Origin of the sequence: Pseudoflavonifractor intestinihominis (genome assembly GCF_040096055.1) — a bacterium.
In the GTDB taxonomy this organism is placed as follows: Bacteria; Bacillota; Clostridia; order Oscillospirales; family Oscillospiraceae; genus Pseudoflavonifractor; species Pseudoflavonifractor intestinihominis.
On record NZ_JBBMFK010000003.1, the window covers coordinates 94,708 to 116,755 of the forward strand.

General features: G+C 66.1%; 19 protein-coding genes and 1 riboswitch. Of the genes, 3 read left to right on the top strand and 16 right to left on the bottom strand.

Annotation, left to right across the window (positions count from 1 at the left end; all coding sequences use genetic code 11):
- Positions 1-159 precede the first annotated feature (159 nt).
- From WMO64_RS02775 to WMO64_RS02815, 9 genes are all read right to left on the bottom strand, one after another.
- Positions 160-792: a YigZ family protein gene (locus tag WMO64_RS02775; RefSeq protein WP_349230931.1), complete on the bottom strand. Its 633-nt coding sequence runs from the start codon at positions 790-792 to the stop codon at positions 160-162.
- Positions 789-1,343 carry a GNAT family N-acetyltransferase gene (locus WMO64_RS02780; protein ID WP_349230932.1) on the bottom strand — a complete coding sequence of 185 codons (555 nt, stop codon included), beginning with the start codon at positions 1,341-1,343 and terminating at the stop codon, positions 789-791. The genes WMO64_RS02775 and WMO64_RS02780 overlap by 4 nt, the downstream gene beginning before the upstream one ends.
- Positions 1,344-1,395: 52 nt before the next feature.
- Positions 1,396-1,968 carry a GNAT family N-acetyltransferase gene (locus WMO64_RS02785; RefSeq protein WP_294522325.1) on the bottom strand — a complete coding sequence of 191 codons (573 nt, stop codon included), beginning with the start codon at positions 1,966-1,968 and terminating at the stop codon, positions 1,396-1,398.
- Positions 1,965-2,735: an AAA family ATPase gene (locus tag WMO64_RS02790; RefSeq protein ID WP_349230933.1), complete on the bottom strand. Its 771-nt coding sequence runs from the start codon at positions 2,733-2,735 to the stop codon at positions 1,965-1,967. Before WMO64_RS02790 ends, WMO64_RS02785 begins: the two co-directional genes overlap by 4 nt.
- Positions 2,736-2,737: 2 nt before the next feature.
- Positions 2,738-4,030 carry a GTPase HflX gene (hflX, locus tag WMO64_RS02795; RefSeq protein ID WP_349230934.1) on the bottom strand — a complete coding sequence of 431 codons (1,293 nt, stop codon included), beginning with the start codon at positions 4,028-4,030 and terminating at the stop codon, positions 2,738-2,740.
- A 40-nt stretch (positions 4,031-4,070) separates the two neighbouring features.
- Positions 4,071-4,577, bottom strand: a complete 507-nt coding sequence (locus WMO64_RS02800) for a flavin reductase family protein (protein ID WP_349230935.1) — start codon at positions 4,575-4,577, stop codon at positions 4,071-4,073.
- A 129-nt stretch (positions 4,578-4,706) separates the two neighbouring features.
- Complete coding sequence (gene rpmE, locus WMO64_RS02805) at positions 4,707-4,910, bottom strand: 50S ribosomal protein L31 (RefSeq protein ID WP_006572889.1); 204 nt, start codon at positions 4,908-4,910, stop codon at positions 4,707-4,709.
- Between the two features lie 145 nt (positions 4,911-5,055).
- Positions 5,056-8,685: a helicase-exonuclease AddAB subunit AddA gene (gene addA, locus WMO64_RS02810; protein ID WP_349230936.1), complete on the bottom strand. Its 3,630-nt coding sequence runs from the start codon at positions 8,683-8,685 to the stop codon at positions 5,056-5,058.
- 14 nt (positions 8,686-8,699) lie between these two features.
- Entirely contained in the window at positions 8,700-12,056 is a 3,357-nt protein-coding gene (locus WMO64_RS02815) for a PD-(D/E)XK nuclease family protein (protein ID WP_349230937.1), read from the bottom strand.
- Positions 12,057-12,318: 262 nt separating this feature from the next.
- On the opposite strand from WMO64_RS02815, the gene WMO64_RS02820 reads away from it, so the two are divergent.
- Complete coding sequence (locus tag WMO64_RS02820) at positions 12,319-13,347, top strand: hypothetical protein (RefSeq protein ID WP_294522351.1); 1,029 nt, start codon at positions 12,319-12,321, stop codon at positions 13,345-13,347.
- Between the two features lie 54 nt (positions 13,348-13,401).
- On the opposite strand, the gene WMO64_RS02825 is transcribed toward WMO64_RS02820, so the two are convergent.
- Entirely contained in the window at positions 13,402-13,959 is a 558-nt protein-coding gene (locus tag WMO64_RS02825; RefSeq protein WP_349230938.1) for a TetR/AcrR family transcriptional regulator C-terminal domain-containing protein, read from the bottom strand.
- A 295-nt stretch (positions 13,960-14,254) separates the two neighbouring features.
- On the bottom strand, positions 14,255-16,132 hold the full coding sequence (locus WMO64_RS02830; protein ID WP_349230939.1) for a DUF4914 family protein: 1,878 nt from the start codon (positions 16,130-16,132) through the stop codon (positions 14,255-14,257).
- Between the two features lie 540 nt (positions 16,133-16,672).
- On the opposite strand from WMO64_RS02830, the gene WMO64_RS02835 reads away from it, so the two are divergent.
- The gene (locus WMO64_RS02835) at positions 16,673-17,248 is read left to right on the top strand and encodes a xanthine phosphoribosyltransferase (protein ID WP_294520767.1); all 576 of its coding nucleotides are present in this window, start codon (positions 16,673-16,675) and stop codon (positions 17,246-17,248) included.
- Between the two features lie 104 nt (positions 17,249-17,352).
- Here WMO64_RS02835 and WMO64_RS02840 read toward each other — a convergent pair whose 3' ends face one another.
- The 3 genes from WMO64_RS02840 to WMO64_RS02850 form a co-directional block, all read right to left on the bottom strand.
- Complete coding sequence (locus tag WMO64_RS02840) at positions 17,353-17,739, bottom strand: pyridoxamine 5'-phosphate oxidase family protein (RefSeq protein WP_294520770.1); 387 nt, start codon at positions 17,737-17,739, stop codon at positions 17,353-17,355.
- A 107-nt stretch (positions 17,740-17,846) separates the two neighbouring features.
- The gene (gene hisC, locus WMO64_RS02845) at positions 17,847-18,920 is read right to left on the bottom strand and encodes a histidinol-phosphate transaminase (RefSeq protein ID WP_349230940.1); all 1,074 of its coding nucleotides are present in this window, start codon (positions 18,918-18,920) and stop codon (positions 17,847-17,849) included.
- Positions 18,917-19,111: a DUF951 domain-containing protein gene (locus WMO64_RS02850; RefSeq protein ID WP_294520775.1), complete on the bottom strand. Its 195-nt coding sequence runs from the start codon at positions 19,109-19,111 to the stop codon at positions 18,917-18,919. Before WMO64_RS02850 ends, hisC begins: the two co-directional genes overlap by 4 nt.
- Before the next feature lie 144 nt (positions 19,112-19,255).
- Between WMO64_RS02850 and WMO64_RS02855 the strand changes: the two genes are divergently transcribed.
- Complete coding sequence (locus tag WMO64_RS02855; RefSeq protein WP_349230941.1) at positions 19,256-20,197, top strand: S1 RNA-binding domain-containing protein; 942 nt, start codon at positions 19,256-19,258, stop codon at positions 20,195-20,197.
- Positions 20,198-20,234: 37 nt separating this feature from the next.
- Here WMO64_RS02855 and WMO64_RS02860 read toward each other — a convergent pair whose 3' ends face one another.
- The gene (locus tag WMO64_RS02860; protein WP_294520781.1) at positions 20,235-20,852 is read right to left on the bottom strand and encodes a folate family ECF transporter S component; all 618 of its coding nucleotides are present in this window, start codon (positions 20,850-20,852) and stop codon (positions 20,235-20,237) included.
- Between the two features lie 91 nt (positions 20,853-20,943).
- Positions 20,944-21,060, bottom strand: a riboswitch (THF riboswitch).
- 93 nt (positions 21,061-21,153) lie between these two features.
- Positions 21,154-21,912, bottom strand: a complete 759-nt coding sequence (gene recO / locus WMO64_RS02865; protein ID WP_294520784.1) for a DNA repair protein RecO — start codon at positions 21,910-21,912, stop codon at positions 21,154-21,156.
- Positions 21,913-22,048: the final 136 nt, after the last annotated feature.

The following is a 22,048-nucleotide window of genomic DNA, read 5'->3' on the forward strand; positions in this document are numbered from 1 at the left end:
CCCGTCCGGAAAATCTGCCTGTATACTGTATACGCCGTTCCTTTCAAAAACCCTTCAAAAAAACAAAAAAATTTTTCTTCCGCCCAGGCTCTTTTTGCCGGGCAGAAATTGGGGCCTGTCCTGCCGGAATCCGGCGGAGCAAGCCCCCGTTATGTCCTGTTACCGGGCCATGGGCACCGCCTTGAAGGCCTCGCCCAGGATCTGCACCGCCGTGCCGCCGGCGGTGAGCTCGGTCATCCGGGCGGAGAAGGCCTCCACCTGTCCCTCGGGGAGCAGGGCGTGGACGGTCACGTCGGCGGCGTACTCGGTCTCCCCCAGCACGCCCCCGTGGGCCTCCACCTCCAGCTTCACCCGGTCGAAGAAGGAGTAGGGGCAGGGCACCGCCGCCTCCACCCAGCGGCGCACCACGGAGATGCCAGCCGCGTCCAGGGCGTCCTTGGCGCTCTGGGTGTAGGCCCGCACCAGGCCCCCGGCCCCCAGCAGCACGCCGCCGAAGTACCGGGTCACCACGCACACCACGTTGGTGACCTCCTCCCGCTGGAACACGTTGAGCATGGGCTGCCCCGCCGTGCCCTGGGGCTCCCCGTCGTCGGAGTACCGCTCCACGCCCCCGTCCCACAGACGGTAGCACCAGCAGTTGTGCCGGGCGTCGTAGTGCTTCTTCTTCACCTGCTCCACAAAGGCCCGGGCCTCTTCCTCGGTCTCCACCGGCCTGATCTGGCCGATAAACCGGGACCGCTTCTCCACCAGCTCCGCCTCAGCGGAGGCAGTCGGGATATAGTATTCCGTCATGGCCGTCCCTCACTTTTTCGCTTCTCCCAGTCCCTGCGGGTCATGGCGTAGCACAGCACCAGGCGGGACTCATAATCAAAGGCCTCCAGCTGCTGCATCCGGAGAAAGCGGAAGGAAAAGCCGCACTTCCGGATCACCCGTTTGGACTTCTGATTCCCGTCATAGTGGTCGCACCAGATGGTGTGGAGCCCCAGGTCCTCAAACCCATAGCGCAGCAGCTCCTCCACCGCCTCGGGGATGAGGCCGCGCCCCCAGTAGGCCGGGTCCAGGGAGTAGCCGATCTCGTCGTCCGGTCCCCCGGCCTCCTTCCGGTGCCTTCCAGTGAACCCGGCCGAGCCGATGACCCGGCCGTCCTGCCGGTGCACCACGGCAAAGGTCCCCGGCTCCGAAAGCACGGTGCGGATGGTCTCCCGGCTCTCCTCCACATCCCTATGGGGCTTCCAGCCTGCGGCGGGGCCTACCCTGGGGTCCCGGGCGTAGGAAAAAAGCTGTTCTGCGTCCCGCTCTTCAAAGGGCCGCAGGATCAGCCGCTCTGTCTCAAGCTGTCTCATGGCTCCTCCTCCGGCGCGCGTAAAAATTCTCCGGTGGTCCGGCGGCGCTCCGTCACGGCTGTTCCCCCTGCCCCAGCCGTCTCTGCTCCCAGCGCTCCCTGCCCAGGGCGTAGCGGAGGGTGGTGCAGGGGTTCCCCGCCCCGTCGGCGGCGTCCTCGGTGGCGAAGTAGGTGAAGCCCAGCTTTTCGATGACCCGCCTGGACTGCCGGTTGAAGTCAAAATGACAGCACTGGATCACGGCGCAGTTCAGCGCTCTAAACCCCCGGTCCAGCAGGGCGGCGGCCGCCTCGGGGGCCAGCCCCCGGCCCCAGTAAGGCCGGGCCACCCAGTACCCCAGCTCCATCTGGGCCATGCCCTCGGGCACCGGCAGGTCCGGACAGGGCACGTCCTGGGGGTAGAGCCCGATGCTGCCCACCGGCTCCCCCGTCTCCTTCAGGACCATGGCGTAGGTCTCGGGCAGGCCCAGGGCGCCGTGGATAATCTCCAGGCTGTTGGCCTGGCTGGTGTGGGGCGGCCACCCCGCCCGGGGCCCCAGCTCCGGGTCGGACGCCCACCGGTAGAGCACCGGCGCGTCGCCGTCCTCCCAGGGCCGCAGGATCAGCCGTTCAGTCTCGATCTGGCTCATGGCTCCTCCTCTTCCGGCGCCAGGAGGACGGAGAGCATCCGCTCCGGCGCGCTGAGAAATTCTCTGGTGATCCGGTAGTGCTCGGTGTCCCGGTAGTCCACCCGCTCCACCCCGTCCGGGCCGTCAAACCGCAGGATGTCCGCCCCGGGATAGGCCATCAGGATGGGGGAATGGGTGGCGATGAGCAGCTGCCCGCCCCGGGACACCAGGTCGTGCATCAGCGCCAGAAAGGAGAGCTGGCGCATGGGGGACAGAGCGGATTCCGGCTCGTCCAGCAGGTAGAGCCCCCTGCCCCAGAAGCGGTTTTTGGCCAGAGCCAGCAGGCTCTCCCCGTGGGACTGGCCGTGGAGGGAGCGCCCGCCCACGTACTGGAGATAGCCCGGCGTCAGGGGGTCGTCCTCCATCTCGTCCACGTAGCTGGCCATGTTGTACAGGCTCTCCGCCCGGAGAAAGTACCCGTCCTCAGGGATCTCCGGGCTGCGGACCAGCCGAAGGGCCTTATACAGGCCGGAGTGGGTGTCCCGGCTGGCAAAGCGGAAATTGCGGGAGCCCCCCTCCGGGTTGAAGCCCCAGGCCACGGCGATGGCCTCCAGCAGGGTGGACTTGCCGCTGCCGTTCTCCCCCACGAAGAAGGTGACGCTGCTGCGGAACTCCAGCCGCTTCAGCCGGGCGATGGCCGGGATGCGGAAGGCGTAGTCCTCCGCTTCCCGCTCCACAGGCCGCTTCTCCACGCCCCGCAGGTACAGCGCGCCCTTTCCCCCTTCCATATTCAGTCCTCCCAGAACTCCTTGGGCGGCGTCCATCCGGAGGCGATGAAGTCCTTCAGCCGGCCCAGCTGGATGGGGGTGCACACCGCCTCCACCTCGATGGCCTCGCCGTAGTCCACCCGCTCCACCTTTGCCTCCCGGTGGAGCATGTCCACCACGCCCCCCTGGTCGTAGGGGATGCGCAGCACCACCCGGTGGGCCCCGGCGTCCAGCCGGTCGCCGATCTTCTTGAGCAGCTCATCCAGCCCCGCGCCGGTCTTGGCGGAGATGGACACGATGTCCTCCCCGTGGGGCACGATGTCCCCCACGTACAGGTCGGACTTGTTGAACACGTCAATGCGGGGCGTCTGGGCGGCGCCCAGCTCCACGATCAGCTTCTCCACCACCGCCGCCTGCTCCCGCCACTCCGGGTTGGACGCGTCGATGACGTGGAGCAGCAGGTCGGCGTAACTCAGCTCCTCCAGGGTGGCCTTGAAGGCCTCCACCAGATGGTGGGGCAGCTTGGAGATAAAGCCCACCGTGTCCGAGATGAGGACGGTGCAGGTGTCGGAAATCTCCAGGGTGCGGGTGGTGGTGTCCAGGGTGTCGAACAGGCGGTTGTTGGCCGGGATATCCGCCCCGGTCAGCTTGTTGAGCAGGGTGGACTTGCCCGCGTTGGTGTAGCCCACGATGGCCACCACCGGCACCTCGTTCTTGATCCGCCGCTCCCGCTGGGTGGCCCGCACCCGGCGCACCTGCTCCAGGTCCTCCTCCAGCTTGGCGATCTTCTTGCGGATGTGCCGCCGGTCGGTCTCCAGCTGGGTCTCGCCGGGGCCGCGGGTGCCGATGGCGCCCTCCTGCCGCTCCAGATGGGTCCACATGCCCAGCAGCCGGGGCAGCAGATACTTGTACTGGGCCAGCTCCACCTGGAGGCGGCCCTCCTTGGTCCGGGCCCGCTGGGCGAAGATGTCCAGGATCAGGGCCGACCGGTCCAGCACCGACACGCCCAGGTCGTCGGACAGGGCCCGCTGCTGGGAGGGGGACAGGGCGTTGTCAAAGACCACCATGTCCGCCCCCATGCACTCCACCAGCTCCTTGACCTCACGGACCTTGCCCTCGCCGATGAAGGTGCGGGGGTCGGGGGCGTCCTTGTTCTGGAGCACCTCGCCCACGCACTCGCCCCCCGCCGTCTCCAGCAGGGCGGCAAGCTCCTCCATGGACTTCTCGTCGGCATTCTCCGTCCGGCTCAGGCAGGAGGCGTTGAGGCCCACCAGCACCGCCCGGTTCCGCTTTTCCTCTGTGGTATGTTCCGTCATAGAACCTCCGCCGCCGGAATATCACTCCGGCGTTTTCTTGTTATTCCCGCACCAGGCACTCCACGATCTCGCCCACATAGGTGACGTGGAAATCGCCGTTGGGGTAGTTCTTCCCGATCAGGCTCTTGTCCAGGAAGCAGCTCTCGTCCATGGCCTGGCGGAACACCTTCCGGCACACCAGCACCAGCTCCGCCTGCTCAAAGTAGGGGGCGTTGCCCGCGCCGGCGGCCACGGTGAAGCCGCACTCGGCCACCTTGTCCACCTCCCGGCCGCTCTTGCTGCCGCACAGGGACAGGGCCTTGCGGTACTCCTCCCCGAAGAAGGCCAGGGTGAAGTACTCCTCCCGGTCCACAAACTCCTTGGTGTACCGCTGGGGCCGGATATAGCAGGTGGCCACGCACTTGTTCCAGAGAACCCCCAGGTCGCCCCAGCTGGCGGTCATGGTGTTGCAGTGCTCCGGCGTACCGGCGGTGATGAGCATCCACTGGTCGTTCACCATGGAGAACACGTTCTTGTCCAGAGTCTTGGGATCGATCTTCTTAAACATGTGGTTCCCTCCTGTTATCATGGTACTCTCTCTATTCTATGCGGGACTGTCCCGCTCTCTGCCGCTCCCGGCCCGGAATACAAAAAAGCCCGTACCGGTACCGGTACGGGCTCTTTGACCAAATCCAGCTTACTTGTCCAGGCCGAACTTCTTGTTGAAGCGGCTGACACGTCCGCCAGTATCCACCATCTTCTGCTTGCCGGTGAAAAAGGGGTGGCACTTGGAGCAGACTTCGACGCGGATGTCCTGCTTCGTGGAGCCGGTCTCAATCACGTTGCCGCAGGCGCACTTAATGGTAGTCTGCTGATAGTTGGGATGGATGCCTTCCTTCATGCTGGTTCACCTCTTTCTCTTCGGAGGATAGGCGCAAGGACACACGTCCTCACAACGCATTTGATATCATAGCACTCTTCTTCAGAAAATGCAACTATTTTTTTCAAATTTATCATTTCTTTTTTCGCGGGGCGGAGCCGCCCGGTCAGACCTCCACCGCCTGGTCCAGGGCGAAGAACCACAGAGCCCGGCGGACCACCGGCCTGCCGGTCATCTCCTCCAGGGCGCGGCTGTACGCCGCCAGCTGAGGGCGGTACTCCTCCGCCCGCGCCCGGACAGTGCGGCGGGTCACCCGGTCGGTCTTGAAGTCCACCACCGTGATGCCCTCCAGGGTCTCAAAGCAGCAGTCCACCACGCCCTGGAGCAGCACCTGCTCCCCCTCCCCGGCGCCGGGGCAGTAGTCGGCGGCGGGCACCAGGATGGAGAACTTGAACTCCCGCCGCAGGGACACCGACTCCATCAGCTCCCGGCCCAGCGGGGACTGGAAGAAGGCCGCGATTTTGGCCGGGTCCACCGCCTCCCCCTGCTCGGGGGTGATGTAGGCCCCCGCCACCAGGCGGGCGATCTCCTCCTTCACCTGCGCCTGCGTGCCCGCCCGCTCGAAGTCGATGTACTGCATGACCAGGTGGAGGGCGGTGCCCTTCTGAGCCGGGGTGAGGCCGAACTCCTCCTCGGCAAACCGGGGGCGGCGCAGGGCGGCCCGCTTGCCCGCGGGGGCGGCGGACTCCTCCGGCTCACCCTGAGGCAGCGCAATCCCCTGCCCCGCCTCCTGGGCGGCCTCCCGGTCCAGCTCCCGGCCCTTGAGCTGGGTGGCGGTCAGCTTGGAGGGGATCTCCACGTCCCCGGCGTGGGGGTACTGCCAGGTGAGCACGCCGGTCAAATCCCGCCCGGGCTTCTCCTCCCCCCTCCCGGGCAAAACGGCTGCCTTCCGCTCGGGGGGCTGGAGCAGATCGCTGCCGTCCACCCAGCGGATATCCCAGTCCGGCCCCAGGTCCGCCGCCGCAATGGGCAGCGGGTAGTCCGCCGCCCGCCGGATGGCCACCGCGTCCGGCCGGGTGAGCACCGGCAGCAGCACCCACTGGCCCACCGACTGGCAGCCGGAGAGCACCTGGGGGTCAACGGGGTACTCGGCGTCCTCGGCCAGCTTTCTCAGGTCGGCCGCACCCCGGGTGAGGGCGCAGGAGAGGATCAGCTTCTCCTTTGCCCGGGTCATGGCCACGTAGAGCAGCCGCAGCTCCTCGGCCATCATCTCATACTCCAGCTGGCGGGCCACCGCACGCCGGGCCAGGGTGGGGTACTCGATCATCCGCTCCGTGTCCAGCCGCTTGGGGCCCACGCCCAGCTGGGGGTGGAACAGGATGGGCCGCTGCATGTCGTCCCGGTTGAGCCGCCGGGTGAGTCCGGCCAGCAGCACGATGGGGAACTCCAGGCCCTTGGACTTGTGGATGGACAGGATGCGCACGCCGCCCCCCTCCCGAGCCGCCTGGGGCGCGGCCAGCTTGTTGCCGTTGTCCCGCAGGCGGGTCAGGTAGGTGAGAAAGCCGAACAGGCCCTTGTGCCCGGCGGCCTCGAACTGCCGGGCCAGCTCGCACAGGGCCAGCAGGTTCCCCTGCCGCTTCTCCCCCTCGTCCATGGCGCCGAAGATGCCCAGCAGGTTGGTGCGGTCGTAGATCTGCCACAGCAGCTGGTGGCTGTTCCGGTCCCCGGAGCGGAAGCGCAGGTCCTCCAGCTCGGCCAGGAAGGCGGCGCAGTCCGCCCCGCCCTCCTCCGCCCCCTTCACCAGGGCGGCGTAGAAGTCCGTGTCCGGCGAGGCGGAGCGCAGCACCGCCAGCCGGTCCGCCGTGAAGCCGTACACCGGGGACCGGAGCACCGAGATCAGGGGCACGTCCTGCCGGGGGTTGTCCACGATCTGGAGCAGGGACAGGGCCACCGACACCTCGGTGGTCTCAAAGTAGTCGCCCCCCGCGTCGGCTTCCCAGGGGATGTCCCGCTCCCCCAGGGCGCGGGCGTAGTGGTGGAGCACCGAGTTGGGAGAGCGGACCAGGATGACCATGTCGCCGTATCCGGCGGGACGGGTGCCCCCCTCGCCGTCGGACACGGGGAAGCCGCCGTCCTTCAGCTCCTTGATGCGCTTGGCCAGGAACCGGGCCTCCAGCAGGTCACGGGGGGTCTTCTCGCCGCTCTCATCCTCGTCATCCCCACCGCCGGAGGCCAGGTCCAGGGCGTCCAGCTCCACGGCGTAGTCCGCACCATCTGGGTAGGATGCGCCGGGGTAGAGCGCCTCGTCGGCGGTGTAGTCCATCTCGCCGAAGGCGCGGGACATGATGCCCCGGAAGATGAAGTTGGCCCCCTCCAGCACCTGGGTCCGGGAGCGGAAGTTCTTGGACAGGATGATCCGTCTCGGCTCTCCCTCTTCCGCTGTCTCATAGGGCGTGAAGGTGCGGTACTTCTCCAGGAAAATGGTGGGGTCGGCCAGGCGGAAGCGGTAGATGGACTGCTTCACGTCCCCCACCATGAACAGATTTTTCCCGTCCTGGGAGATGGCGGAGAAGATGGCATTCTGGACGGCGTTGGTGTCCTGATACTCGTCCACCATGATCTCGTCGTACCGGGCCGACCACTGCTTTGCCAGGGGCGTGGGGCCGCCGTCCTCCCCCACCAGCAGGCGCACCGCCATGTGCTCCAGGTCGGAGAAGTCCAGCACGCCCCGGCGCTCCTTCTCGGCGGCATAGGCCGCCTCGAAGTCCTTCACCAGGGCAAACAGCCCCCGGACGGCGGGGTACACCGCCGCCATGTCGGAGAGCAGCCCGGCGCTGTCGTCGGAGAAGCCCTCGGCCAGCTTTTCCAGCCGCTTCTTGCACCGGCTGCGCACCGACTTGACCCGCTCCGCCGCCTCAGGGCACTCGGTCATCTTCTTCCGCCCCGCCGGGGGAAAGGGTATGGGCAGGGCGGCGGCAGCGGCGTCCCAGCCCTGGGCCGCCCCGTCCAGGAAGGCCTGGAGCCCGGCCATGGTGGCCGAGATGGTGGGGGCGTAGTTGGCGTCCAGGTTGGGGTCGCAGGTGCAGTCCTCCAGGGCGGCGGCCATGCGGCTCAGCCAGTACCTGGCCTGAGCGGCGGCGTCCTCCAGCAGCAGTTTGCCCCAGGGGGTCTCCCCCGCGTCGGTCACGCCCTCCAGAGAGAAGGCCGCCCCCTGCTGGTCCAGCCAGGCCGCCGGGTCCGGGTGGCTCTGGACCCGCCCTCGGATGTCCAGCACAATCTGCATCAGGCGGCTGTCGTCCCGCCCGGCGGACATGGTGTCCACCAGTCTGGCGAAGTCGCTGTCCGGGGTGATGTCCTCATACCGCCGGTCCATCACCTCGTCCAGGGCCCGCAGCATGAGCACCCCCGCCTCCCCCTCGTCGCACAGGCGGAAATCCGGGTTCACGTCCAGCATGTGGCCGCACTCCCGGAGGAGCTGGGCGCAGAAGGCGTGGACTGTGGAGATTTGAGTCTTGTAGACCAGGGCCTGCTGGCGGCGGAGGTGGCGGTCGGTGGGATTGCGGGAGAGCCGCTGGGACAGCTCCTCCACAATGCGGGAGCGCAGCTCGGCGGCGGCGGCCTTGGTGTAGGTGATGACCAGGAAGCGGTCGATGTCCAGCCCCTCGTCCTCCACCCGGCCCAGCAGCCGCTCCACCAGCACTCTTGTCTTGCCCGAGCCGGCGGCGGCGGACACCAGCAGGGCCCCGCCCCGGTTGTTCACCACGGCGGCCTGCTGCTCTGTCAGCTGAAAGGCCATAACAATTCCCCCTCTTACGTGTTGTCCGTCTGTCCGCCGCCCTCCTGCTCCTCCACCCGGGCCCAGAACGCCCCGGCGCTCACCGTGGGCAGCCAGCGGCGGCGGTCGGAGCCCCTGCCCTCCTCAAAGTGGCAGGCCACGGCGTAGTCGCAGTATTGGCAGGCGTTTTTCTCCGGCCCCTTCCAGAAGGGGTCGGCGGCGATGTTTCCGGCGGCAATCTCCCCGCCGATGTCCCGGAGCACCCGCTGGATGTGCCGCTCCAGCCGGCCCAGCCGCTCGGCGGACACCAGGGCGTCCCCGGTGATGGCCCCCGTGCGGGCGGACACCTTCACCGGCAGGAAGCGGATGCCCTCCGGGCCGGGGTGCTCCATGGCCTCCAGCACCTCCGGGTCGTCCAGCACCAGGCCCCGGCGGCGCAGCTCCTTGTCCACCGCCTGGCGGCGGGCCGTCTCGGTCATGGTGCGGCTGCCGGCGATGACCGCGTCCCGGGCGGGCAGGTAGAGCACTCCCGCCGGGTCTATCTCATGTCCGCCGAACAGGTCCTTGCCCTCCTTCTGGAGGGTGAAGAGGTAGAGCAGCATCTGAAGGCCCATGCCGTTCCACACGTCGGTCAGGTCAAAGGACTTGCGGCCGGTCTTGTAGTCCACCACCCGCAGGTTCAGGCGGCCGTCCTTCACCCAGCCGTCCACCCGGTCCACAAAGCCGGAGATGCTGATGGTCACGCCGTCCACCTCCAGCTCCACCGGGGGCAGGTTCTTCCCAGAGCCGAAGCCCAGCTCAAAGGCGATGGGCTTGAAGTCGGAGGCGGACAGCTCCTCGGCCACGTTGCGCACCACCGCCCGCACCGGCTTGAGCAGCCGCTGGAACAAGTAGCGGAACCGAGGCGTCTCCTCGGCCAGGCCGCCCAGCTCCTCCCTGATATAGCGCTCCACGATCTCGTCGGTGAGGGCGTCCAGCTTGTCGCCGTCCACGCCCCCCTCCTCGTCCCGCCACGTCTCGCTCTGGAACACATGCTCCAGCACGTAGTGGACAAAGGTGCCGTACTCCGGGGCCTGGAACCCCGCCTTCTTCCGGGGCTCCGCCTTCAGGCCGTACTGCATGAAGTAGGAGAAGTGGCAGGACTTGAATTTGTCCATCCGGGAGGCGGACATGGGCACCCGGCTGCCGTAGAGGGCGTCCACGGCGGCCCGGGACAAGCTGCCCCGGGTGCGTCCGGCAGCCTGCTCCATCCGCTCCACCAGCGGCTCGTACTCCGGCATGGCCCGCAGGGCCTGTGCCGCCTCGGGGTACCGCCCCGCCAGCTCCAGGGCGGGCCGCGGGGCGGACAGCCGGAAGGCCCCCTCCAGCTCCGCCTCGGTGACCGGGCGCAGGGCCGGGAACAGCCCCCGCAGCCGGGGGATCAGGAAGGCGGGCCGCTGCTCCTCCCCGCCGCCCCCCATGGCCGCCCAGCTCACAGACAGCCGCTCCCCCGCCAGGGCGCAGGTCTCGTAGACGATGGTCAGCTCACGATTCAGCTTCTCGGCGAGGGTGGGGGCCAGCTCCAGACCGTAGGAGACCAGGAGGGAGCGGTCGTCGTCGTTGAGCAGGCCGGGGGACGGAGCGGCCTGGGGGATGGCCCCGTCGTCCGCGCCCAGGAGAAACACCGCTTTGCAGTGCTTGTGGGCCAGGCGGGGCATCTCTCCGGCGGTGACCCTGTCCAGGGACACGGGGATGGCGCCCACGTCGTACTGGGAGAGCACCAGGGAGAAGAGCCGGGCGAACTCGTCGGCCTCCATGGGGGTGTCCCCCACGATCTGGGCGCACTGCTCCAGGGCGCTGCACAGGATGTCCCACAGCTGGCTGTACTCCTGGGCCAGGGCGGGCTCCCCCCGCTCCTGGAGGGCGGCGGTCCGCTCCTCCAGCCGCTCCGGCAGGCCGATGCGCTCCAGGAAGGCGTACAGGGCCTTGGTGTGGCCCAGGCCGGTGTGGTCCGGGTTCTTCCGCAGCTCCTCCAGGGGGGCGATGACCTGCCGCCGGACGGCGTTGAGCCGCGCCAGCAGGGCCTCGTCCTCCGGCCTGAGAGGCAGGCCGTACCCCTTGGGGTGCATGGTCCAGTCCCCCTTCTGGGTCCAGCGGCTCCCCCGCAGGTCCCACTTGAGGGCGTAGTTCTCCAGCAGGTCCCGGTCCTCCTCGGCCAGGCCGGTGAGGCCGGTCTTGAGGTAGCGGAACAGGTCGTCGTACTGGTAATCCCCCGCGGCGGCGGCCAGAGCGGAGGTGATAAGGGCCAGAATGGGCTTCTGGAGGATGTCGCTCATTTTGGCCAGGAACACAGGCACGCCGTACCGGGCAAAGATAGTCTCGATGAGCTCGCCGTACCCCTCCATGCTGCGGGCGGTGACGGCGATATCCCGGAAGCGGTAGCCCTCCTCCCGCACCAGCCGGAGGATCTCCCCGGCGGTGTACTCCACCTCGGCATAGGGACTGTTTGCCTTGAAGAGGGAGAGATGGGCCGGTCTGTCGGCCCAGGGGGCCTCCGGCGGGTTGAAGAGATGGGCCTCCAGAAAGGCCAGCTCCTCCGCGCCCTCCTTGGCCCGGCCCGCCTGCACCTCCGTCCGGGCGGGGACGCCGTTCTCCCGGGCCAGCCGCAGCAGGCTGCGGGCCGTATGGCGGGCAGGCGCGAAGATGCCCGCGCTGTCCCCCTCGTCGTCCAGCCCGTCGCAGGTCAGGGCCACGGTCACCGAATTGGCCTGCTTCAGCAGGGCCTTGATGACCAGATTTTCCTGGGGCGTGAAATCGGTGAAGGCGTCCAGATACACGTCCATCCCCCTGGCCCAGCCGCTCTGCTCCAGCGCCTCCGCCAGGCGGGTCACCCGGTCCCGGGGGTCGGCGGCCCGGCGGGCGGTGAGGGCCTCGTAGGCGCCGTAGATGAGGGACAGGTCCAGCAGCTTGTCCCCTTCGGGGCCGTCGGCCTCCTCCCCCGCCGTCCACAGGTGTTTGGGCGTGACGCAGCAGCTCTTCAGCTCGTCCACCGTGGCGATGAGGCCGGAGAGAAACTCCGGCTTCCGGGAGGGGCGGCCGTACACCTTCAGCTCCCCCGCCACCGCCTGGAGGGCGGCGTACATCAGCAGCAGCCGTCCCCCCGCGTCCAGGGTGGGGGCGGCCAGCCCGCCGGTGGCCGCAAAGACCCGGCCCGCCATGCGGGTGAAGGAGAGCACCTCGGCGTACCGGGACACCTGGTTCCCTCCAATGGCGCACAGGCGGCGCTCCATGTCGTGGGAGTGCTGCTCCGGCACCACCAGCACCTGGGGCCGTGCGCCGCCGCTCTCCCCGATGCGCCGGAGCACGGCCGTGGTCTTTCCGCTCCCCGAGCGGCCCAGCAGCAAATTCAGCATGTGTCCCTCTCTCCTCTCGTATCCGCTTGCAGAAATGATTATACCATCGTCCGCCGCCGCCCGCCAGTGGCAGACAGAGACCTTGTCCCCTTCCGCCCCGCCTGTGTCTCCGGCCGCTGCCCCCCATCTGGCGCGGATTGTATCGGATTTGGACACTCATCCGCTTTTGTTACTTCTCTCTCAGAGTGCGGGGCATTATGATAGAAACAACATACAGACGTGTGGACCCCGCTCAGGCCGCACCCGAAGGGAGGCACTCTATTTGAAGCGCGAAGCCATTACCAGAACCATTCTGGATACTGTTGTGGACCGCGCGATTCGGGACATCGCGGAGGACTCACAGCGCAGCCTGCGCAAGCTGGTGGACATGGGCCAGACGTTCGCCAAGGGTCCCTTTCAGAAACGCTATATCGGCATGATCCAGCAGATGCTGGAGAACGGCGGCAGCCCCTATTACGACCTGGTGCAAGACACGGTGCGGAACACCGACCGCGCCTCTCTGCGGACCTTTGGCATCAATATGGGGTGGCAGAGCTGGACCATCGGCGCCCAGCAGATCCGTGCCGCAGAGGCCAGGGAGGGATTCGACATCCCCTGGTCCATTACCCTTCGGCTGGAGGGGGACGCCCCCGACGCCCCGGGGGATTATCTCCGCCTGCTGGACGAGGGGCGGAGCCTGGGCATCTACGCCTACTTTCTCCACTGCGGCGGCTCTGACGGAGCCATCAGCCTGGCGCTGGAGATGGCCCGCAGGGCGCCGGAGTGCGCCTTTCTCGTCTTTCTCTCCCCCGCGCTGGTGGAGCCCTGGGTGGACGAGCTCTCCGCCTGCCCCAACCTGCTGATCCTGCTGGACGCCGGTGTCCCCGACTGGCAGACCGCCGCCGCCCTGCTCCGGGACGCCCGCCGCTTTTTCGGCTACTTCGTCCGGTGCAACAGCGAGGCGTGCGCCGCCGAGGTGCTCTCCGGCGCGTGGGTCCAGTCCCTGCTGGGCCACGGCGGCTCCATGGCCTTTCTCCTGCCGGAGAAGTCCTGTCCCACCCGTCTGTCCTCCCAGTTCTACGGCTACGTGGAGCAGGCCAGAAACACCCAGCGGTATCCCCTGCTGCTGATGGACTACTACCGGGATGTGCTGATGGTGGACGGAGTCATCTCCGACAGCCCCCGTTATCTGGAGCTGCTGCCCGACGGGCAGGCGGCCACATACGCGGACGGCAAAAAGCAGCTGCTGCCCGCCGCCCTTCCCGACCTGTCGCTGGACAGCCTGCTCCGCACCCATTTCCCGCGGCCCTGATACAACAGCGCGGCCTGCGCCCATGAGGCGCAGGCCGCGTTTTTCATCTTGTGTTCAGTTGTCCTCCGGCGTTCCGCCGTGGCGCAGGTCCAGCCGGCTGAGCCCCTGCACCAGGTTCCGCAGACGGGCCACATACTCCTCCGCCGGCATGGGCGTACCCTTGGTGAGCCAGCGGACAATGGAGGCCAGGACCGCGTCGCTGAAAAAGACGGTGAAGAACTCCGCGTCCTCCCGGTTGGAGAACAGTTCCCCGGCAATGGAGTGCATCAGGGGGGTGATGACCTCGGTAAAGTGGTCGCGGAAGGAATTCTGTCCCTCGATCTCCAGCGCGGAGCGGTAAAAGCCCTGCTCCTCGTAGAAGTACCGGCACATGCCGTTCAGGATGTCCGCGCCGCTGGCAAAGCCGCACTTCTGGATGACCTCGATGAACTCCGTGTCAAAGATCCAGTTGACCAGGTCGTATTTGTCGCGGAAGTGGTAGTAAAAGCTCTTGCGGCTCATCCCGCAGGCCTCGCAGATCTCTCCCACGCTGATTTTGGCAAAGGGCTCTCTGGCCATCAGGTCCTTCATGGTCTGGGCCAGGGCCCGCTTGGTAAGGCTGGAATCCGGCATGTGTACTCCCTCCCTATGGAGCTCCAACGTTCCCCGACAAAGCATTTTAGAGAAACTATATCACTTCACTTGGCAAAAAGCAAGAGGCGGGGCCGGTATCCGGCCCCGCCGCGCTGTCGACGCGGATCAAGTCTAAAAGAAACCAAAGCTCCAACAAATTGTAAAAAACCTCCGCATATTGGGTCAATTACGGAAAAAAGGGAGCCGAAACGGCTCCCTTTTTCCATCTGCCCTCCCGCCGGACGCAGGGGGAGAAATTGCCGGCTGTTCCGCCGGATTTTTTGTGCTGTCCGCCTTATTCCAGGCCCAGGGGGATGATCTTGCAGTAGTCCTGGATGGTGCCGCGCTTCTTGAAGCACTCCAGAATCTGCTTGCCCACCGGGTGCAGCTCCTCCACGTCGTACACGGCCAGTTCCTTCTCGAAGAACTTGTAGAGGATCTCGGCGCCCTTGTCGTAGGCCTCCTCGCCCAGCAGCTCCTGGGTCTCGGGGCGGAGGAACTTGCTGGAGATGCGCTGGCCGTCCACCTTCATCTCCTTCAGGTCGTAACCCAGGAGGGCGCAGCGGGCGGGCAGCAGGCGGTCCATCTTCATGTTCACGCCGCCGCGGCGGGCCAGGTACTCGCGGGCGATCCACTCGGCGGCAAAGCCCACCTTATAGATACCGATGTGCTGGTTGGGGATGAGGACGTAGCGGGTGGCGCTGCAGGCCAGGATCTGCTCCAGCAGCAGGTTGGCCTGTCTCACCCGCAGGCCGGTGGCAAAGGGCCAGTAGGAGCCCACACCCTCGCTGGCCAGACCGGAGCCGCTGGAGGCGATGCTGGGGTTGTTGAAGCCCCGGGGCGCCACCAGACGCCACAGCCAGGCCAGAGCGGGCGGGATGATGTGCATCAGGCCCATGATGCCGTAGGTGGGCTTCTTGGCGGTGCAGGGGGGCATGCGCACGCCGAAGGAGCGCACGTCCACCTCCACAGGGGACCAGACGATGTTGGGGATCATGCGGCGGGGAATGATGACCCGGGGATTGGGGCAGGGCTTGCCATCGGAGTCCAGGGTGTGCTCCCACAGCAGGCAGGTGGCCCGGGGCACGCCGTCGATGTTGAAGAACACCAGCGGCTCCTTGCTGTGGATGGAGATCCCCTCATAGAGGGGGTCGCTGCCGTACTTGGTGATGCCGTCCACCCGGACGAACCAGCCGTCCTCGCCGTCGGCCACGGCCAGCTTGCCGTTGTTCTTCTGGAAAGAGGGGTGGCAGATGGCCATGTCGTCGGTGACGGGCTCAATGGTACAGGTGTCGCTCATGCTGATGTACCGCTCGTCGCCGGTGATGGTGCTCACGCCCAGCAGCACCCGGCCGTCGGAGCCACGCTGCACGTCCTGGAGCAGCTCGCTCTTGCCGCCGCCCGAGGCGCCCTCGTGCATCATGACCATCTCGTTCTCATAGGGGGTGATGATGCGGGCGGTGCTGGCGTGGGCGGTGACCCAGCCCTCCCGCTCGCCGATGTCCAGCAGGACGCTGTAAATGCCCTTCTTGGCGGAGGGGCCGGGATACAGATTGTAGGAGAAGATCTCGTGCAGGTCCTCGTGGCGGCAGTGGACCACCACCTGCTTGCCCTTGAAGTGGGTGTGCCGGAAGGGCGGCGCCACGTACACCACGGAGCGGGGCTTGAAGTGCTCCACGTTCTTCATCTCCACAAAGGCCTGGAGCTGGGCCAGGGTAAAGGCGAAGAAGGCCGCGTTCCGGGGGCAGACCAGCACGGAGTCGTACCCGTACTGATAGCCGCCCGCCTTGAAGGGCACCAGGATCAGCTCCTGCCGGGTGAGCCACCGGAAGGTCTCCTCCCGCAGCTCGGAGAAATCGTAGCCGTAGACGTCGGCAAAACGGGGCTTGTCGGTGGGGCCGTCATCCGCGATGCGCATGCAGTCCGGGTCACGGCGGCGCATATAGTCCTCGGTGAAGTTGACAGAGGCGCCGTTTTTGCAGCGCACGACCTCCGCTTCCTTCACATTCTTGCCGTTGACATCGTAGAGCACCTCGATCTTGTCGGTGTACTCATTGCCGAAAATCAGCTCGAACAGCACTTCCTTGCTCTCCGGAATGATAACGCTGGGGCTGTTGTAAATAATGTTCTGCAGCTCCTGCGGAAGTGTGAATTTCTCAAACAAAACGTTCATTAAGGGTTCCTCACTTTCTCCCGCCCGGCCCACCGGCCACGCGACGCGTATATGAATTACTTTACCGTGAAACAAGTGCTTTGTCAATATGCAAAATTGCGATAAGCCGGAAATCAACTTGCATTTTCCCGGCAATAACCTCAGCCTTAACCTTTCGTCCCGGTTTCCCCGGCTTTTCCCCGCATTCAACCGGCGGGCAGGGAGTGGGGCCGCTGTCCGCCTCCGCCGGCGCGGGGGAAAAAAGCGCCCTGTTCTTGCAGGGCTGGGAAGCCGATATTTCAAAAACTTCGCATTTCGGAGGGTATCCCGCTCCCCCTCCCCCGCCCCGCTCTTGCAGTTTTCTCCGCTTTCGTCTATAATAAACTCTGTTGAAGAAATCGCTCCGCGGCCCCGGGGCCCCGCTCCGGCTGAAACAGACCGGACCCCTGCGGAAGCTGTGCTCCGTGCCCGCCAAGGGGCGTCTCCACTATTCTATGTTGAAAAGATCTGTTTGCCAGATCTCCTGCCGGCCCGGGCCGCGCAGCACAGAAAGGAAAGAAAATGGACGATCTGAAACGCCGGCTCCTCAACGACGCCGAGGTCGGGGAGGGCAACATCATCCGGGTGGATATGTTCCTCAACCACTGCCTGGACATGGACCTGATCGAGCACGTGGGCAACGCCCTGGCCAAGCGCTTCCGGGGCGACAAGGTAACCAAAGTGCTCACGGCCGAGAGCTCCGGCATTGCGGTGGCCTGCTTTGTGGGCCGGGCGCTGGATGTGCCGGTCATCTACGCCAAGAAGTTTCAGACCGGGTACATCGACCCGGAGGTCTACTCCGCCGAGACCCACTCCTTCTCCCTGGAGAAGTCCTACACCCTGCGGGTCTCCAAGCGGTATCTGGAGGAGGACGACCGGGTACTGCTGGTGGACGACATCCTGGCCAACGGCCAGTCCATCCTGGGCCTGGCGGAGATCGTCTCCAAGGCCCGGGCCGAGGTGGCCGGCGTGGCGGTGGCCATCGAAAAAGCCATGCAGGACGGCGGCAGGGTCCTGCGCCGCATGGGCTTCCGGGTGGAGGCCCTGGCCTGCGTGGATCGTGTGGAAAACGGAACCATCATCCTGGCCGACGACTGACCGCCCTCTGCCGCGGCCGGCGTCAGGACAGAGAAAACGGGAGGCCCGGGCAATTGCCCGGGCCTCCCGTTTTCTGTCTTTCTCTGTGCCTCCCGCCGGACCGCTTACAGCACCTTCTTGTTGTCCGGTCCGGGAGAGGTGACGATGACCTTGTCCGGAGTGATGACCAGCGCGCCCTTGACGGTCATGGCGCCGTGGAACACCGCCATGGCCTTCTCCCGGAAGGCGTCCACCACAGGGCCCTCGGTCTGGTACACGGCGGTCCCCTTGACCTGGTAGCCCTCAGAGGTCTTGGGGTCAAAGGCGGAGACGGCAATCTTCCCGTTGGCCTGCACGTTTTTCACCGTGGTATCCATCATCACGTCGCCCACCACCAGCAGCCCGTCCTCGGTGACATCCTTGAAGCCCACCGGAACCACATTGGGCACGTCGGAGCAGGTGGCCACGCTCCACACATTCGCTTTCAGTACCTTCACAACATTTTCCGTCACAAGGGGTCCCTCCGTTTCTCTAAAGCATTGGCAATCAGGGGTTCTTTTCCCATTATATCGCCTTTTTTCGCCTTTGAAAAGCGGAGGGGGAAAATTTTTCCTGCTTCTCAGTCCCCGGGGAACTGCCGGAGCAGCTCCTCCATGACCCGACAGAAGGTGTCCATGTCCTCGTCGGTGCCGATGGACACCCGCAGGCAGTTGGAGATGCGGGGCTTGTCCCACCAGCGCACCAGGATGCCCCGCTCCCGCAGGCCGTCCAGCAGGGCCTTGGCGGGGGCGTGCTCGTGGGAGATGAAGAGGAAGTTGGTGGACGAGTCGTAGACCCGGAAGCCCATCTGCTTTAGGCGGCAGGCGGTGACCTCCCGGGTGTTGCTCACCTTGGCCACCACACAGCGGAAGTAGGGGTCGTCCCGGATGGCGGCCACCGCCCCCGCCTGGGCCAGCCGGTCCACGGTATAGGAGTTGAAGGAGTTCTTCACGCAGTTGAGGGCGGCGATCAGGTCGGCGCTGCCCATGGCGTAGCCCACCCGCAGGCCGGCCAGGGAGCGGGACTTGGACAGGGTGCGCACCACCACCAGGTTGGGGCAGCTGTCCAGCAGGGCCACCGAGGAGTGGGCGCCGAAGTCCACATAGGCCTCGTCCACCATCACCACCGCCTCCGGGTTGGCGTTGGCGATCTCCCGGATGGCGTGGAGGGGCAGCTCACGGCCCGTGGGGGCGTTGGGGTTGGCGATGACCACGCCGCCGTTGCCACCCAGGAACTGCTCCACCGGCACACCGAAGTTCTCGTCCAGCGGGATCTCCCGGTAGTCCAGGCCGAAGAGCTGGGCGTAGACGGGATAAAAGCTGTATGTAATGTCGGGGAACACCACGGCCTTCCCCGGGGTGAAGAAGGCGTAAAAGCACATGGCCAGCACCTCGTCGGAGCCGTTGCCCACAAAGATCCGGTCCGGGCTCATGCCGTGGTAGGAGGCGATGGCCTCCCGCAGCTCGGTGCACTCCGGGTCGGGATAGAGCCGCAGGGCGCTGCCCGCCTCCTGCCGGATGGCCTCCGTCACCAGCGCGGAGGGGGGATAGGGGTTTTCATTGGTGTTCAGCTTGATAAACTTCCGGTCTCTGGGCTGCTCCCCCGGCGTATAGGGCACCAGCTCCCGAATCCGTTCGCTCCAGAGTTCCTTCATGTGTTTTCCTCCCCGGTACGCAGAATTTTTTTGATATTTTTCTCCGCCTTGCTGCGGGGCAGCATCAGCTCATGGCCGCAGCCCTCACAGCGCAGTTTGAAGTCCATGCCCACCCGCAGCACCTGCCAGCGCTTGCTGCCGCAGGGGTGCTCTTTTTTCAGCTCCAGCACATCGCCCACGCGCACATCCATAGAAATTCCTCCTGTCCGGCCCCGGGCCGTCCAAAAAATAGAATTACCTATATTATAAGTTTCTCTCCCTTTCCCTGTCAATTCGCAGAGCCAAACCGCATATAGTGGCCTGTCGGGAAAAATCTCCGCTGCGGCCGAAAGGATTTGGTGAAATTGACGACTCTGTTTCCGCCTGAAGGGCGGCTGCTGCACACCGAGGAGAATCAGGCCCTCTGCGCCACAAAGGCGGGGCTCATCCGGGCCATGGAGGGGCGGCGGGTACTGGAGGGAAAGGCCGTCCTCTGCGACGCCGGCCACAATCTGTCTGTAACGTTAGGTCCCTTTACAGGCTATATCCCACGGGAGGAGGCGGCCCTGGGCATCGCAGAGGGAACCACCCGGGACATCGCCATTCTCTCCCGGGTTGGGAAGCCTGTCTCCTTTACAGTTGAGGCGGTGGAGCAGGAAGCGGGCTTGCTCCGGCCGCGGCTCTCCCGCCGGGCCGCCCAGGCCATGGCCCTGGAGCGGCTGATGGACACCCTGGAGCCCGGCATGGTCCTCCCCGCCACAGTGTCCCACCTGGAGCCCTTCGGGGCCTTTGTGGACATCGGCTGCGGCGTGCCGTCCATGATCAGCATCGAGCGCATCTCGGTCTCCCGCATCCCCCACCCGGACCGGCGCTTCACCGTGGGGCAGGAGATCTTCGCCGTGGTGCTGGAGACCTGTCCCGACCTGGGCCGGGTGGTCCTCTCCCACCGGGAGCTGCTGGGCACCTGGCAGGAGAACGCCGCCCGGTTCTCCGCCGGCATGACCGTGCCCGGCTGGGTGCGGGGCGTCAAGGAGTACGGCATCTTTGTGGAGCTGGCCCCTAACCTGTCCGGCCTGGCCGAGCCCAGAGGGGACCTCCACGAGGGGGACCGGGTCTCCGTGTACATCAAGGCCATCTTCCCCGAGCGGATGAAGATCAAGCTGCTGGTCATCGAGAAGCTGCCGCCGGAGGGACCACAGCCGCTGGCCTACTTCCTGCCCCCCAGCGGACGCCTGGACTGCTGGCACTACGCCCCCGAGGGCTGCCGCAAGGCGGGGGCCGAGACCATGTTCCGATAGAAAAAAGGGAGGATGCCGGGGCATCCTCCCTTTCCTTTTAAATAAATGCCAGACGCCGCTCGGCCTGGTTGGGCAGGGCGCCCATCCGGTAGAGCACCGGCACCAGCGCCCCGAAGAGCACCACCAGCATGAGGGTCTGCACGGGGAGCATCAGGGTGTTCTTGACCATGCTGTTGGTCATGTAGTAGAGGTAGCCCTTGCTGTACAGGATCGCGCTCCACAGGCTGCCCAGGAACACGTTCATCACGTTGGTGCACAGCTTGGCCAGGAAGATGCGCAGCACCGTCACCCGGGCCCGGTAGAAGAACAGGGCGTAGATCAGGGTGCCCAGCATGGTGGTGAGCATATAGCCCGGGAAATAGGGCTCGCCGCTGGAGGCCAGGAAGAAGGACAGGGTGTCCTCCGCCGCGCCGAACACCAGGGCGGTCACCGGGCCGCACACCAGGGCGCACAGGGCCCGGGCCAGAAAGCCGAAGCTGATCTTCAGCCCCGCGTAGATGGGGATGGAGAACTTGGAGAGGATGATGCAGGCGGCGATCATCAGCGCGGCGAAGACCAGACTGCGCAGGCTGCGGAATTCCTTCATGGCGCAGCGCCAGTAGGCGGCGGAGAAGGGCGTCTTGAACATGGTGCGGTTTTGCTGAAAAATGGGCATAAAAAAGCCTCCTTCTGTATTCGGCAGCCCGCGGAAAGCGGGAACGCCGCACAGAGGAGGGCCGTAGTCTCCCACAGCGCGCCTGATATGCGGCAGCGGGATGCGGAGGGCGTACTGCAAGCCTGCGGCTTTTCGTCCGGCGGACAACTCCCCGTCCCGCCGGCACTGGACCTCTTGCGAGGTACTGCACACGCGCTCCTACTCTGCCTGATAGAGGCCATTATAGCCCCGAGCCGGAAAAAATGCAAGCAGAAATCCGCCGGACCCGGAAATACCATCCCAGGCCCGGCGGACCGCGCCCTCACGGCCGGAGGGCGGAGAGCTGCTTGTAGAAGTCCAGGGTGCCGAAGCCCCGTTCCAGCTGGGTGAGAAGAAAGGCCTCGCACACGTCGCTCATCTTCTTCTGGGACGGCGTATCCAGCTTGAAGGAGAACAGGCGCTTGGGGTCGCCCATCACCACGTGCCGCATGGCGGCCAGGGACGGGCCGTCCAGGGGCATGGACACCCCGTCCCCCACGCCGCCCCGGCAGCGGGCGCAGTGGAGCACCCCCTCCCGCAGGTGGAGCCGGGGCTCCTCCGGCTCGGGTACGCCGCACACCGCGCAGGCGTCCAGCAGGGGCTCGTACCCCGCCAGTGACAGCAGCTTGAGCTCGTAGGCCGCCTTCACCAGGGGCAGGGGCTTATTGAGCTTGTCCAGGGCGTAGAGGGAGTTGAGGATCAGGGACAGGAGATCCGGGTCCGCCCTGCCCTCCTCGGCCACCGTCTCCATCACCTCGGCGAAGTAGGAGCCCAGGGCCAGCTTGTCCACGTCCTGCCGCACCCCCCAGAACTGCTCCAGAGAGTCCCCCTGGTCCATGGACCAGTAGTCCCGGTACTCGAACAACGTCAGCTCCGAGTACACCAGCAGCTGGGCCGCGGCGGCCAGCGGGCTGTTCTTCCGCCGGCAGCCCCTGGCCTTGACCGTCAGCTTCCCCAGGTCCCGGGTGAGGACGGTGAGGATTTTATCCGATTCCTTGTAATTGACCTCCCGCAGGACGATCCCCTGGGTCGTCAGGTGCATATGCTTCACCACGCAGTATGTATATTTCCCGCTCCAGCCGAACCGGCCCGGCGAACCGCGGGTTCGCCGGGCCGGACCGAAGCAGCGCGCTATGCGGTTTTGCTCTCCTCCGCCCGCTCCGCCTCTTCCCGCAGGA

Coding starts and splice junctions, on each gene's coding strand:
- WMO64_RS02775 (WP_349230931.1), bottom strand. CDS start 792: ATGACGGAATACTATATCCCGACTGCCTCCGCTGAGGCGGAGCTGGTG.
- WMO64_RS02780 (WP_349230932.1), bottom strand. CDS start 1,343: ATGAGACAGCTTGAGACAGAGCGGCTGATCCTGCGGCCCTTTGAAGAG.
- WMO64_RS02785 (WP_294522325.1), bottom strand. CDS start 1,968: ATGAGCCAGATCGAGACTGAACGGCTGATCCTGCGGCCCTGGGAGGAC.
- WMO64_RS02790 (WP_349230933.1), bottom strand. CDS start 2,735: ATGGAAGGGGGAAAGGGCGCGCTGTACCTGCGGGGCGTGGAGAAGCGG.
- hflX (WP_349230934.1), bottom strand. CDS start 4,030: ATGACGGAACATACCACAGAGGAAAAGCGGAACCGGGCGGTGCTGGTG.
- WMO64_RS02800 (WP_349230935.1), bottom strand. CDS start 4,577: ATGTTTAAGAAGATCGATCCCAAGACTCTGGACAAGAACGTGTTCTCC.
- rpmE (WP_006572889.1), bottom strand. CDS start 4,910: ATGAAGGAAGGCATCCATCCCAACTATCAGCAGACTACCATTAAGTGC.
- addA (WP_349230936.1), bottom strand. CDS start 8,685: ATGGCCTTTCAGCTGACAGAGCAGCAGGCCGCCGTGGTGAACAACCGG.
- WMO64_RS02815 (WP_349230937.1), bottom strand. CDS start 12,056: ATGCTGAATTTGCTGCTGGGCCGCTCGGGGAGCGGAAAGACCACGGCC.
- WMO64_RS02825 (WP_349230938.1), bottom strand. CDS start 13,959: ATGCCGGATTCCAGCCTTACCAAGCGGGCCCTGGCCCAGACCATGAAG.
- WMO64_RS02830 (WP_349230939.1), bottom strand. CDS start 16,132: ATGAACGTTTTGTTTGAGAAATTCACACTTCCGCAGGAGCTGCAGAAC.
- WMO64_RS02835 (WP_294520767.1), top strand. CDS start 16,673: ATGGACGATCTGAAACGCCGGCTCCTCAACGACGCCGAGGTCGGGGAG.
- hisC (WP_349230940.1), bottom strand. CDS start 18,920: ATGAAGGAACTCTGGAGCGAACGGATTCGGGAGCTGGTGCCCTATACG.
- WMO64_RS02850 (WP_294520775.1), bottom strand. CDS start 19,111: ATGGATGTGCGCGTGGGCGATGTGCTGGAGCTGAAAAAAGAGCACCCC.
- WMO64_RS02860 (WP_294520781.1), bottom strand. CDS start 20,852: ATGCCCATTTTTCAGCAAAACCGCACCATGTTCAAGACGCCCTTCTCC.
- recO (WP_294520784.1), bottom strand. CDS start 21,912: ATGCACCTGACGACCCAGGGGATCGTCCTGCGGGAGGTCAATTACAAG.